Source organism: Streptomyces sp. NPDC006261, from assembly GCF_040613515.1.
Taxonomy (GTDB): domain Bacteria; phylum Actinomycetota; class Actinomycetes; order Streptomycetales; family Streptomycetaceae; genus Streptomyces.
On sequence record NZ_JBEXSI010000055.1, the window covers coordinates 16,337 to 28,961 of the forward strand.

The following is a 12,625-nucleotide window of genomic DNA, read 5'->3' on the forward strand; positions in this document are numbered from 1 at the left end:
CCCTGTCGGGACAAGAGCGGGGGCTGCTCGGGGTGCAGCACCGGGGCAGGCCGAGCAGCCGTGGGCGTATGGGCACAGACACCTCCGGAGGGGACGGCCCGGAGCCGGCGTCGTCGGGCCCGGCGACCACCGGCCGCCGGGCCGGATCCCCGAACCGGAGCCTCGCTCTCGCCGCCATGCTGCTCGCCGTGTCGATGACGTTCATCGACCAGACGATCGTCGCCATCGCCGCACCGGACATCATCCACCAACTGGGGCGATCCGGATGGACTTCGCCCAGGACAACCAGTGGGTGTTCCACGGGACGGCGATCGCCCTGGCCATCGGCCTTCCCGTTCGCGCTGCGTCACCCGGGACCCGGGTGACGCAGGATGACCCCGAGGGTTGTGAACAGGCTCAGAAGGAGTAGACGGCGCTGTCGTTCATGCTGCCGGCCAGCTCGCAGGCGTTGCCGTACGTGGTCGAGAACGTGACGCGCTTGCCGTGCCAGACGCCGTGGGCGGTGATCACCACCGGGTTCCACTGCCGGGTACACATGCGGTCGGGCGAGGTCCGGGCCAGCTGGGTGAACTGGCCGCCGACGGCCTCGAGTTCGTTGCAGGCGGCTACGGGGTCGGGGTGGGTGCCCTCGGCGCTCGGGGCACAGGTGAGCGTGACCGCCCGCTGGACCGTCGCGGTGAGCGGGTCCTCGCCCTGGGCCACGGTGAGGACGAGGGCGGAGGGCGCGTAGAGGCTCTCCGCCTTTGCCGGTACCGCGTGGGCGGAGGTGGCGGCGAGGCCGCCGAAGACCAGGGTGCTCGCGGCGATGGTTGCGAAGATTGCGTGACGGTTGGGTCGCATGAGTGAAAACTCCTCGGTCGGGCGTTGATTGCGGTCAGGAGTCTTACGCATGCGGAACGTAGGCGCACACCGACAGCCCGCTTCTGGCCGCAGACGTTCGTTCGAACCGACCGGATGGTCGTTCGGGCAGCTCAAACGGGTCGCGGAGGCCGTCCAGCATATGGACATCCTGCGACGGTTCAATGGAAAACGACCGTCTGACCTGCGGTGATTCCGGAGCGGCCGGAAACCTCCACGAGCCGCTTCGACTGGAAAGCAACGCCATGCGGGCCTATCCGCGCCCCAGCGGCCCCACCCGGAGGCAACCATCGGAGGGCGACTCGCCGCTGATCATCAAGCTGGTCTCGGTGCTCCACGGCGAAGGCGTACGGGTCGGTCCCGCGCAGGTGTTCCTCTCCCCGGACGTCCGCAGCCTGGCGAAGGCACTCGACGAGCGGACGACGGACGGTACCTCCGCCGGTGACCCCGCGGCGAAGCTCGTACCGCTCAACCGGCGCAGCGGTGACGGGCCGGGCATCGTCTTCGGGCCGCCGGCCCGCGGGACCGTCCTCGGACACCCCGGACCGGCCCGCCATGCGCCGGTCCAGCCGAGGCGCTCGTCGCGGGCCGCGCGGTGGAGGAGGCGCTACGGTGTCGGCTTCCGCGCCCGTCAGGTGCGGGCGGAAGGCCTCCGGGCCAGATACAGGCCGACGCCCAGGGCCAGGACGAGCACGCACCCGGCGAAGGCCAGCCCCGCGTTCCTGAGCCCGATCCAGAGGGTCAGGGCGCCCACGCCCACCACCGGCAGCGAGATGCCCAGGTAGGCCACGACGAAGAACGCGGACACCGTCGCGGCCCGGTGCTCGGGTGGTGCCGCTCCGCCGATCGCCGTCACCGCGCCCCTGAACGCGAGCCCCTGCCCCAGGCCGCCGCAGAGCGCCCCGGCGACGAGCAGGGGCAGCGAGGCGAGCAGCAACGAGGCGGCCACCAGCACGAGTCCGGCGACCAGGACGAAGCACCCGCCCGGCAGGGCCCGCTGCTCCCCCACGCGTCCCATGAGCGCCTGCCCGGCCGTCGAGGCGAGGAAGACGGAGAAGACGACGAGTCCTGCGAGGGCGAGGTTGTGCACGTCGAGCGTCTCGGCCACGAACGCCGGGGCGACCGCCGTGAAGAGGCCCAGCAGGGAGAACCCGGCGAAGGCGGCCAGCGCGGACGGGGCGAACACGCCTCGTACCTGGGGCGGGACCGCGAGCCCGCGCGGGTGCAGCCGCAGACGCCGTACGCGGGAGGTGACGGTCTCGGGCAGGAGCCACGTCAGCACGGCGGCCACGGCGAGCAGCGCCAGGTGCACCACGAAGGGGAGCTTCAGGGGCGAGGGGGCGTACTCGGCGAGCAGTCCTGCCAGGAGCGGGCCGCACCCGAGGCCGCCCATGTTGGCGGCGGTCGCGGCGAGGCCCGCTCCGGCCTCTCGCCCCGGTGGCGCCAGTTCCATCACCGTGACGGTCGCGGCGCCGCTCAGCAGTCCGGCGGCGAACCCCGACAGCAGGCGGCCCGCGAAGAGGGCGGGGAGTCCGCCTTCGAAGAGGAAGCTGAGCGCGCTGGCCGCCGAGAAGCCCAGGGCGGCCAGGAGGACGGGCCGCCGTCCCGTCTCGTCGGAGACGTTCCCTGCGAGGAGCAGGGCGGCGATGACGCCGAGGGCGTAGACGGCGAAGACGACCGTCACCATCAGCTCGGAGAAGCCGAGCTCCTCCCGGTAGAGCCCGTAGAGCGGAGTGGGCAGGGTGGTGCCCGCCATGCCGACGGCGAAGACGGCGGCGGCCGCCGGGTAGCCCAGGCGGCTCCCGTGCCGTGGCGAGGGGCTCATGAATCCGAGGGAGGGGCGGCGGCAGGGGTGATGTGGCTCAGCACGCACCGCCAGTGGCCGTCGCGCCGTACGAAGACGTCCGTGGTCCATTCGTCGGCGTCGAAGCGGTCGCCGCCGTAGTGGGCGGTGTTCGTGATCCGTACGGTGACCACGGCGGTGCCCCCGTGGACGCGGATCCTCGGCGGGGTGATGGCCTGCATCGCCGAGTGGGTCAGGTCGCCGGACGCGACGAAGGCCAGGAAGGTCTCGCGGTCCGTGATGCCGGACTCGGAGACGATGACCCATTCGTCGGCCATGAAGGCGGCGATCCGCTCGGCGTCGTTCGCGACGATCGCGGCGGCCCATTCGTCCACGGCGGAGGCGAGCAGCGCGTGCGTCACGTCTTCGGGGGTGCCCGGGGGCGGCTCGGGCCGGTCTCCGCTGTCTGCCATTTTCCGAGCGTAGCCGTGGGGGGCGCGGGGCGCAGTCCATGACCTGCGCCCCGCGCCTCCGGACCTCAGCGGCGGCGCCGCGTCAGCGCGATCCGCCGTACCGTCCTTCGAATCCGGCGAACGCCGCTTCCTGACGCCACTGGGTCGCGGCCTTCGGGTTGGCGTCCAGGTGGCTTGCACAACCCGGGGCGGGCGGGACGATTCCCGGCCGGGATCCGGCACGGGCGCCCACCGGGCGACAGCCGTCGCGGGTGGTCCCGGTGGCGCACAGGCCGTCACCGTCCAGGAACGCGTACGCGGGGGCGCCGATCCCGGCCGGGACCAGCGACTTGGGACGGTGAGCCGTCCGCGCCGGCGCCGACGACCACGGCCACGGCCACGGCCACGAGGACGGGTGCGAGGGCGAAGCCGAGGTTGCCGCCCAGGGAGAACCAGCCCATCGCCGTGTGGCTGCCCCCACTGGCGACGCGTGCCGCACGGGCGGACTCCGGGTGGCACGCGGCCACGCCGACCCCGCCGATGCCCACGAACAGCAAGGTCAGCGCGTAGGAGTCGCCACTTCGCCATCGTCGCCACGCAACGGCTGTCGGACTTCCGATATAACGACGACCCATGACTGAGATCCGCCATCAGCCGGTCGCCCCGACCCGCACGCAGTGGCTGGCGCCCGGATCGGACATCGACGCACACCGCCACGACGACCACCAGATCGTCTACGCCGCACGCGGTGTCCTGGCCGTCACCACCGGAGCCGGTACGTGGATCGCGCCGGCGAACCGGGCCGTCTGGGTGCCGGCGGGCACCGTGCACGCCCACCGCGCCATGGGGCGCTCGACCTGTGCCTGGCCGGTCTGCCCGCGACGGAGAACCCTCTCGGGCTGAACGCCCCGGCCGTACTGACCGGGGAGCCTCTGCTGCGGGAGCTGATCCTCGCCCACACCGGTGCCCCCGGCGATGCTGACAGCCCGGAGCGCCGCCGGCTGCGGGCCGTACTCTCTACCAGGCCCTGGTCCTGCTGGCCGAGGACACTCCGGTGACCACGGTGGCCCACCGGTGCGGCTGGGCGTCCGCCAGTGCGTGCATCGACGTCTTCCGCCGGGCCTACGGCCACACCCCGGGCCGGCACCTGCCTCGGGGGCGTTGACGGGCGTCGTGTCCGCGGCGCACCTGGCCGGGCCCGGCCCGATGGCACACGACGGGGCGGGACCCCCGCTCGGAGGTCCCGCCCCTCCTCCAACGCGTCATACGGCTCCGAGCCGCAGGACCGGACTCAGAAACGGTCCGGGGCGCGCTCCGGGAGCGGAGACCCGGGGAGCTCCTCCCGCTCCCGGTTCTGCCGCGCTTCCGCGTTCGATTCGGCGGTCGCCCGGCAGGTCACGTCCTTCGCCGGCAGCTTTCCGGTGAGCAGGTAGCCCGTGACCGTACCGTCCGTGCACGCGTTGCCGCTCGGGTAGACGCCGTGGCCCTCGCCGCCGAGGACGGTGACCATCCTGGAGCGCTTCAGGTCCTCGTGCAGGGCTTGGGCGCTGGGCAGCGGGGTCTGCGAGTCCCACTCGTTCTGGACGATCAGGGAGCCGGCCTTGTTGTTCACCTCGGTCGCCGGTTCCACGGAGGTGTTCCAGAACGCACAGGGCTTGATGCTGGACGCGAAGTCGCCGAAGAGCGGGTAGCGGCCCTTGTCGGCGATTGCGTCCTGCCGGTAGCGCTCGGGGTTTCGCGGCCAGGCGGCCGAGTTGTCGCCGCACACGACGGCCCAGAAGCTCGCCGTCATGTTGTCCGCCGGCACCTCGGCGGCCTTGCGCGCCGCTCCGGCCCCGGCGTTCCCGAGCAACGCCGTGAGCTTCTGTGCGGCGGCCGGCCGGCCGCGGCCTTCTTCAGCTCCACGAACGCCTCGGTCGCGGTCAGCGGGCTGAAGACCGCTCCCCGCATACCATTGCGGATGTCGTCGCCGGTGACCTGCAGCCCGTCCCAGTCGATGGGCTTCTCGTCGGCCCGTGCGACCAGTTCCCAGAAGGTCCGGTCGACCTTCTTCGGCGTGTCGCCGAGGCCGTACGTCTCCGAGCGTGCGGCGGCCCACCCGGTCCACCGGTCGAACGCGGGCTCGGCGCCCTCCGCCCACCACTGGACCATGCCCCGCCAGGCGCGCGCCGGGTCGACCGCGCTGTCCAGCACGAACCGGTCGGCGCGGCCCGGAAAGAGCTGGGTGTAGACGGCGCCCAGATAGGTGCCGTACGAGTACCCGAGGTACGAGATCCTCCGCTCGCCGAGGACCGCCCGGAGCAGGTCCAGGTCGCGGGCGGTGTTGCGCGTGGTGATGTGCGGGAGCATGGCGCCCGCCTTCGCCCGGCACTTGTCCGCGACCTTGCGCGCCCAGGCGACGTCCTTGGCGAACGTCTCCTTCTTGTACGGCCGCAGCCAGTCCTCCTCGTCCGGCGTCAGGTTGCAGGTGACCGGGCTGCTCAGCCCCACCCCGCGCGGGTCGAAGCCGACGAGGTCGTACTTCTGCCGCGCTGACTTCGGCAACTCCTCCTGCAACGCCAGCGGCATGTAGACGCCCTGGCCCCCGGGGCCGCCGGGGTTGGAGAGCAGGACACCGTGGCGCTTGCCGGGCGCGGTACTCCTGATCCGGGATATCGCCAGGTCGATCCGCTTGCCGCCGGGGACCCGGTAGTCCAGCGGGACCTTGATCGTGGCGCACTGGAACTCCGCCCGAGTGGCGGATCCGCACCGCTTCCACCGCGGCTTCTGCTTCGTGTACCGGTCCAGCGCGCCGCCCTCGGCGACGGACGAAGGGGCGGCGGACGAGGAGGCGACCGATGGGGCGGCGTTGGCCGTGGAGGTGGCGAGCGCGGGAGCCGGCGTGGCCGTGAGACTCACGGCCAGCAGTGGCACGAGACGTCGTCTGCGCACGATATCGATCCTTCCGGTCGCGTGTGTCGGACAGGAAAGACCCTTCAGGAACAGGCCTCGTCGGCGGATCCCTCCGCGGGACGCACTTGTCTCCACCCTGCGTATGACGCAACGGCTATGCGTGGTACCCGAGTTGTAGGCCGTGATCCCGCCGCTCGCGCGTGCACGGGTCGAGCGGGGCCGCACGGGGCATCCGGCCGCCCGGGCACCCCGCCTCCGCCGCACATCATCAAAGCGGATCGCGACCTGGGCCGCCTACTCCGCCCTGCACTGCGCTCCGACTCGCGCCACGGTCCTGCACCCATACGTAGCCCCATCGCGAACTCGGAGCTGAAAAGGCCCTCTCTGTCGACTGCCGACTCACTCCGGGCGCGACGGCACGGCGCGGACCATCACCAGGTGGCTGACTGGTCGTCAGCAAAGCCAGCAACTGCGAGCCGCCCAGAGATGGAACCCGCCCGAAGCCAGCAACCCAGAGGCCAGTTCGGGCAATAACCCCCGCTCAGCGCACTCTTCCCCGCGCCTTCAGCGGCACCGAAGGCAGCTCCGGGGCCGGAATCGGAGGGCCGTCGTAGCCCTTCACCTCACCGAAACGGGTGCCGTTCATCCAGTCGTCGCGGGCCTGCGCGATGTCCTCCTGGGACCGTCCGATCCAGTTCCAGAACATCACGATCTCCTCCTCGAACGGCTCGCCGCCCAGGAGCATCAGCCCGGCGTCGGAGAGGGCGCGCAGAGGCAGTTCCGTGCGGCCGCAGCCGAGGTAGAGCATGGAGCCGGGCAGCACGGGTACGCCGTCGACCTCGGTTTCTCCCGACATCGACAGGACCGCGTACTCGAAGTCCGGCTCCAGCGGGAGGCGGACCTCGGCGCCCTCGGCCAGGGTGAGGTCGGCGCCGACGATCGGGGTGTAGGCGGTGCCGGGAGAGGCCGCGCCGTCCAGTTCGCCGAGGATCACGGTGGCGGTGAGGCCGGGGGCGGTCACGGCAGGGAGGTCCGTGTGGTGCTGGAAGTGCGGCTCCACGTTGCGGTGGGCGTCGGGGAGGGCCACCCAGAGCTGCGCGCCGTGCAGAAGCCTGGCGTGCGGCTTGGGGCTCTCCTCCGAGTGGCTGATGGCCCGGCCCGACGTCATGAGGCCCAGTTCGCGGGGGCGTACGGTCTGCACACTGCCCAGGCTGTCGCGGTGCAGGACCTCGCCGTCGTGGAGCCAGCTGACGGTCTGGAGGCCCATGTGCGGGTGGGGCGGCACCTGCATACCGGGCTCGTCCGCGATGTCGTCCGGCCCGTAGTGGTCGACGAACGCCCAAGCGCCGACCATGCGGCGGCCCAGGTTGGGCAGCAGGCGGCGCACCTCGGTGGACTCACCGAGCGGTACGCGGCGGGGGCTGAGGAGTTCACGGACCGGCTCGGCGACGACGAAGCCGCGCCCTCCGCAGACGGAGGGAGTGGCCTGGCGATCGAGATTGCTCATGGCGCTCAACCTATTCCCGTCGGGGCATGGAGCGTCGGCATCCACGCCAAAGATTTAGTGGAATGTTCAATCATTATGCGGTGTTGTCATGGCTGGACGCACGGCGGGACGTGCGCTCGGCGCGGGGGCGCGGAGCGGGTGGCCCGACACGATGACGAGGAGGACGCGTGAACGAGACCTACTACGAGTTCGGCACGGCCGCCGACCGGTGGGACCGGGCGCAGATGTTCTTCGAGGCCAAGGAGTACGTCACGGCCGCCCGGATCCTGGGCGGGCTCGTCGAGGAGGCGCCGGAGCAGGTCGCGCCGCGGCTGCTGCTGGCTCGCTCCTTCTACCACTCCGCCCGGCTCGGCCGGGCCCAGGAGGAGCTGCGGGCGGTCCTGGAGCTCGACCCGGTGGAGAGCTACGCGCGCCTCATGCTGGGCCGGACACTGGAGCGCCAGGGGCGGCAGGCCGAGGCGGCGACGCAACTGCGGATGGCCGCCGCGCTCGAAGGCGACTTCGGGCCGCGGGAGAGCTGACTCCGGCCCGCCGTCGACCCGCACGGAGGACGGGGCCGCCCCGGACCGGTGCAGCCCTGTCCTCCTTTACCAGCCGGTACGAGCACCCGATAATGAGCTTTCCGGGACGAAGGGGCGGGGGATGCGCAGATCCAGGGGTGCGGAGTTAGGCCGGGCGCGGGTGGCCGCGCTCGTCGCATCGGCGGTGGTGGCCGTGTCCGGCTGCTCCGGGGGAGGTCAGGAGGAGGGAGCCGGGGCCTCGGGGAAGCCCGCCGCCCGCGCGCCGGGGGTGCACAGCTGGACCAGCGGCCCGTGCGAGCTGCTCGCGGGCGCGCCGCTCGCCAAGGGGTTCACCGTCGGCTCGACCACCGATACCGCAGACCCCGGCGCCAGGGAGGACATCGGCGAGAACGGCGCCCGGCCCCGCTACCGGCAGACGGGCTGCCTGGCCGGTCTCACGGGCCCGGACGGGGCGTTGTGGAAGCTCAGCACGACCGCCGCCGTGTACGAGGACGTCGAGCCCGCCCATCGCGCGTACCGCGTCGGAGAAGACCTCGACCGGGCTCACGGACGCGGGGCACGACGGGTGCACGACGCCGCGTACGCGAAACCGGCCGACGACCAGGGCCGTCCCGGCCGCACGCTCCTCCTGTGGAACGGCGACCTCCTCCTCTCGGTGACCGCGTACGGCCCGTACGGGAGCAAGGAACACGAAGTGCGCGACGCCCTCGGGAGCATCGTCGAGAACACCGCCCGCCTCATGGAGGACCGGCTGCGCGAGAGCGACGCCCCCTCCCCCACGGCATCCTGAGGGCCGTGCGAACTCCGTCCTCCTGGCCGGTGCTCACCACCCGGTCGAGCCACTCCTTCATCAGCGCCACGTCGAGGTCGAGCTCGGCCAGCGGACACACCCCGGCGGGTTCTGTAGGGAGCGCTGGCGGTCAGCCCACCGGCGTCGCCACGCGGCGCGCGTCGGCACCGTTCCCGGAGGCCGGCAGCCGCTCGGTGAGGTAGCCGAAGATCAGGCCGAACCCGGCCCAGAACGTGGTCTGGACGGCGAGCGTGGACAGCCGGAACCTCCACAGCAGGCCGGCCGGGAAGTCCGCGCCGACCTCGTCGAACGAGGGCAGCAACGCGTAGGCGAGGCCGATCGCCAGCACGAAGCCTGCGGCTGCCACGATGGTCGCGTTCCAGTTGCCCAGACCCGGTGCGAGCCGCTTGCCGATGACCACGGCGACGACAGCAAGCAGCAGGCTGAGCGCGACCATCAGGAAGAACAGGGTGGTGCGCTTCCCGATGGTGTCGGGGTCACCGACGGCCGGCGGGTTCGCCGGGTACTTCAGGAACGGCACCACATAGACGGTGAGCAGGGCCGCTCCCGCGATCAGTGCGGCCGTGGCCCGCGGGCCGAAGTCGCCGATACGGCCCAGCGCGTACGCGAACACGAGGGCGGCGATCCCGCCGACCGCGACGCCGAAGACCAGGAGTGCGGTGGCGAGACCGCCGGTGGCCTGCATGGTGCGGCTGACGAGTTCCTCTTCCTCGCCGCCGCCGTGGGCGGCATGGCTGTGCGCCTCTTCGAGCGCGATGGCGGCGTCCACCTGGGACTCGCCGAGGAAGTACGCCACGGCGAGGGCCAGCGCACCCGCGATCACGCCCGCGATCATGCCGCGCACGAGCAGAGCTCTGACAGATATGGAGTTCACGAGAATTTCCCTGTTTCCCTTGTTCCCTTGCTTGCCCGGATACCGCAGGTGGCTCAGTGGCAGGGGAAGCCGAGCAGGTGACGGCCGTCGTGGACCCATTCGTGGACGCCTTCGCCCGAGATGAGCGCGGTGGCGCCCTGTTCGGCGCCGACGAAGTACAGCAGTACGAGCGCCAGGATGCCGACGAAGACCGCCCAGGGGGCAAGGGCCTTGGCCGAGATCGGGGTGATGGCGGGCGCCCCCGTTGCGGGAGCGGCGGACTGCGCCATGGCGGAACCTCCTGAGGGAACACGCGTCCCTGTCGTGGTACATCCGACGAAGGTGCTGGGTCTGACTTCCCGCACAGGTGCGGGTACACAGTGGCGCGACCGTGCCGGATTCTCACCGGGCTTCCGTCACACCGTCGTCATGGTCGACGTGACCATACCGCCTGCACGCAGGCACCGCCATGGTGCAATCTGCGGAGCTTCGGGCCGCGAACCGCCTGCCGGTCAGGGGCGTTGGGGCCTTCACGGAACGATTTGAGGCAGGAACATGACAGCACGGGTGATGTTGGTCTCACCGGCGGTGAACGCGGCGCTCCGGGAGGCCCGGTTCGACGGCGATGCCCCGCTGGACCGTTCCGGGGAGCGGAGCGCGCGGGCGGCGGCCGCCTCCGTGCCGAGGTCCGGCGCGGTGCTGAGCGGCCCTTCCGAGCGGTGCCTCGGGACCGCCGCCGCCCTCGGTCTCGCCGCCCGCGCCGAACCGGCGCTCACCGGCTGGGACCTCGGACGCTGGAGCGGCCGCCGCCTCGACGAGGTGAGCGCCGCCGAACCCGCCGCGGTGGCCGGCTGGATCGGCGACCCGTCGGCGGCTCCGCACGGGGGCGAGTCGCTGCGGGCGCTGGTGGAGCGGGTGGGCGGCTGGCTGGAGGGGACCACAGGCGGCGAGGGGGAAAGCGTCCTCGCGGTCGCCGAGCCCGCGGTCGTCCGGGCCGCCGTCGTGCACGCTCTGGCACTGCCGCTGGAGGCGTTCTGGCGACTGGACGTCGCGCCCCTGGTACTCACGGAGCTCAGCGGCCGGTCGGGCCGGTGGAACGTGCGGCTGGGGCGGCCGCTCACCGCCCCTCCGCAATCGCACGCCGTCCCTCAGTCCTCCTGAGAGGCGCCCCTCAGGAGGACTGGGAGCCGCCCGCCGCCCGCCAGTCGGGCCGCAGCAGCACGGCCGTGGCGACGATGCCGTCCTCCACGCGCCACTTCCCGTCCAGCACCGGCGGCAGGGCCGGGTCGGCGCGCAGCAGCCGGGCGGTGAAGGTGCCGCTCGCCGCACGGTCGTCGTCCTCCCGGTGGAAGGTCAGGTCCGCCTCGTCGAAGTCCAGTTCGGTCAGGGTGAGCGGGTACCAGGTCTTGAAGACGCTCTCCTTGGCACTGAACAGCAGCCGGTCCCAGTGGATCCCGCCCGCCGTCCCGGCTCGCGGCCCGGCGAACCGTTCGCGCTCCGAGGGGCGCACCACCAGCTCCCCCACGCCTTCCGGCAGCGGGGCGTGCGGTTCGGCGTCGACACCGAGCGAGAGCACGTCCGCTTCGCGCGCCAGCGCCGCGGCCCGGTACCCGTCGCAGTGCGTGAGGCTGCCGACGATCCCGTCGGGCCACAGGGGCATTCCGCGCTTGCCGTGGAGTACGGCGACGGGTTCGAGGCCGAGCCGGCCCATGGCCCGCCGCGCGCAGGCCCGCGCGGTCGCGAAGTCGTTCCGGCGTTTGGGCACGCTCCGGGCGATCACCGCCTCCTCCTCGGGGAACAGGGTTCCGTCCGGCACGCTCTCCTCGCGCGTCGCGGCGCAGGAGACGTATGCGGGCAGCAGACTCTCGATCACCGGGAGCCTCCGGAGGTGGCGGTTCCGGTACGGGTGGGGGGTGCGGACTCCGGCTCGTACGGGAGGATCTGGCGCAGGAGGCCGCGCGGGTGACCCCGTTCGCGCCACTCCCTCGGGTAGCCGATCGAGACCTCCTCGAAGCGCACGTCGTCGTACCAGGTCGTACGGGGGATGTGGAGGTGCCCGTAGACGACGGCCGTGACGTTGAAGCGGCGGTGCCAGTCGGCGGTCAGTTCGGTGCCGCACCACTGGGCGAACTCCGGGTACCACATCACCGACGTGGGCTCGCGGACCAACGGCCAGTGCCCGGCGAGGACCAACGGGATCTCCGGGTCGTGCGCGGCGAGCCTGCGCTCCGTCTCCGCGACCCGGGCCCGGCACCAGTCGTCGCGAGTCGGGTACGGGTCGGGATGGAGCAGGTACTCGTCGTTGCAGACGATGCCGGACTCGTGGGCGACGGCCAGCGACTCCTCCTTCGTGTGCGTCCCCGGGGCGCGGAAGGTGTAGTCGTACAGGAGGAACAGCGGCGCGATCGCCACCGGTCCTTCGGGACCCTGCCACAGCGGGAACGGGTCCTCGGGGGTGATGACGCCGAGCTCGCGGCAGAGCTCGACGAGGTGTTCGTACCGGGCCTGGCCGCGCAGTCGGACCGGGTCCTTGTCCAGGGTCCACAGTTCGTGGTTGCCGGGTGTCCATATCACCTGGGCGAAACGTTCCACGAGGAGACCGAGCGCCCACCGGATGTCGTCGGGGCGCTCCGCCACGTCGCCCGCGACGATGAGCCAGTCCGCGTCGGAGCTGGGGTGGAGGGACTCCACGATGGGCCGGTTGTCGGTGACCGCCGCATGGAGGTCGCTCACGGCCAGCAGGCGTCCGGCCCCGCGCGGCGCGGGAGCGCCGTCGGGCGACGGAACGGCTGAAGGGGCACTGGGCGGTGCGGGATCGCTCGGAGCTGTCATGTGCGCTGGTTCCCCGTTCTGTCGGCCGTCGTGCGGCTCCGTCCGCAGGGGTGGCGAAGCCGCTGGGAACGTAGCCTCTCATGGGCCTCCGGCACCCGCCCCGGGGTTCGCCCGTG

At 72.2% G+C, this 12,625-nt stretch carries 11 protein-coding genes and 4 pseudogenes; 5 read left to right on the plus strand and 10 right to left on the minus strand.

Going from position 1 to position 12,625, the window contains the following annotated elements; translation table 11 throughout:
- Positions 1-68: 68 nt before the first annotated feature.
- Positions 69-257 (plus strand): annotated as a pseudogene (locus tag ABZ154_RS28250) (MFS transporter); the annotation flags it as partial.
- A 139-nt stretch (positions 258-396) separates the two neighbouring features.
- Here the strand turns inward: ABZ154_RS28250 and ABZ154_RS28255 are convergent.
- From ABZ154_RS28255 to ABZ154_RS28270, 4 genes and pseudogenes are all read right to left on the minus strand, one after another.
- Positions 397-840 carry a subtilase-type protease inhibitor gene (locus ABZ154_RS28255; RefSeq protein WP_356837176.1) on the minus strand — a complete coding sequence of 148 codons (444 nt, stop codon included), beginning with the start codon at positions 838-840 and terminating at the stop codon, positions 397-399.
- A gap of 649 nt (positions 841-1,489) precedes the next feature.
- Positions 1,490-2,683: an MFS transporter gene (locus ABZ154_RS28260; RefSeq protein ID WP_356837178.1), complete on the minus strand. Its 1,194-nt coding sequence runs from the start codon at positions 2,681-2,683 to the stop codon at positions 1,490-1,492.
- Positions 2,680-3,114, minus strand: coding sequence for a nuclear transport factor 2 family protein (locus ABZ154_RS28265; protein ID WP_356837180.1), 435 nt, complete (start codon positions 3,112-3,114; stop codon positions 2,680-2,682). The genes ABZ154_RS28260 and ABZ154_RS28265 overlap by 4 nt, the downstream gene beginning before the upstream one ends.
- A 368-nt stretch (positions 3,115-3,482) precedes the next feature.
- Positions 3,483-3,668: pseudogene (locus ABZ154_RS28270) on the minus strand (MFS transporter); the annotation flags it as partial.
- 58 nt (positions 3,669-3,726) lie between these two features.
- On the opposite strand from ABZ154_RS28270, the pseudogene ABZ154_RS28275 reads away from it, so the two are divergent.
- Positions 3,727-4,258: pseudogene (locus ABZ154_RS28275) on the plus strand (helix-turn-helix domain-containing protein).
- A gap of 126 nt (positions 4,259-4,384) precedes the next feature.
- Here the strand turns inward: ABZ154_RS28275 and ABZ154_RS28280 are convergent.
- Positions 4,385-6,000 (minus strand): annotated as a pseudogene (locus ABZ154_RS28280) (alpha/beta hydrolase).
- Positions 6,001-6,526: 526 nt separating this feature from the next.
- Positions 6,527-7,492 (minus strand): pirin family protein, encoded by a 966-nt coding sequence (locus ABZ154_RS28285; RefSeq protein WP_356837182.1) that lies wholly within the window; start codon positions 7,490-7,492, stop codon positions 6,527-6,529.
- Positions 7,493-7,659: 167 nt separating this feature from the next.
- Here ABZ154_RS28285 and ABZ154_RS28290 point away from each other — a divergent pair, with 167 nt between their 5' ends.
- Positions 7,660-8,013, plus strand: a complete 354-nt coding sequence (locus ABZ154_RS28290; RefSeq protein WP_356837184.1) for a tetratricopeptide repeat protein — start codon at positions 7,660-7,662, stop codon at positions 8,011-8,013.
- Positions 8,014-8,134: 121 nt separating this feature from the next.
- Positions 8,135-8,803, plus strand: a complete 669-nt coding sequence (locus ABZ154_RS28295; RefSeq protein ID WP_356837186.1) for a hypothetical protein — start codon at positions 8,135-8,137, stop codon at positions 8,801-8,803.
- A 130-nt stretch (positions 8,804-8,933) separates the two neighbouring features.
- On the opposite strand, the gene ABZ154_RS28300 is transcribed toward ABZ154_RS28295, so the two are convergent.
- Complete coding sequence (locus ABZ154_RS28300; protein WP_356837188.1) at positions 8,934-9,698, minus strand: CbtA family protein; 765 nt, start codon at positions 9,696-9,698, stop codon at positions 8,934-8,936.
- A 53-nt stretch (positions 9,699-9,751) separates the two neighbouring features.
- On the minus strand, positions 9,752-9,967 hold the full coding sequence (locus ABZ154_RS28305) for a CbtB-domain containing protein (protein WP_030565757.1): 216 nt from the start codon (positions 9,965-9,967) through the stop codon (positions 9,752-9,754).
- Between the two features lie 265 nt (positions 9,968-10,232).
- Here ABZ154_RS28305 and ABZ154_RS28310 point away from each other — a divergent pair, with 265 nt between their 5' ends.
- On the plus strand, positions 10,233-10,838 hold the full coding sequence (locus ABZ154_RS28310; RefSeq protein WP_356837190.1) for a histidine phosphatase family protein: 606 nt from the start codon (positions 10,233-10,235) through the stop codon (positions 10,836-10,838).
- A 10-nt stretch (positions 10,839-10,848) separates the two neighbouring features.
- On the opposite strand, the gene ABZ154_RS28315 is transcribed toward ABZ154_RS28310, so the two are convergent.
- A complete protein-coding gene (locus tag ABZ154_RS28315) occupies positions 10,849-11,550 on the minus strand; it encodes a 4'-phosphopantetheinyl transferase superfamily protein (RefSeq protein WP_356837192.1) in 702 nt (233 codons plus the stop codon).
- A complete protein-coding gene (locus ABZ154_RS28320) occupies positions 11,547-12,509 on the minus strand; it encodes a metallophosphoesterase (protein WP_356837194.1) in 963 nt (320 codons plus the stop codon). Before ABZ154_RS28320 ends, ABZ154_RS28315 begins: the two co-directional genes overlap by 4 nt.
- Between the last annotated feature and the right edge of the window lie 116 nt (positions 12,510-12,625).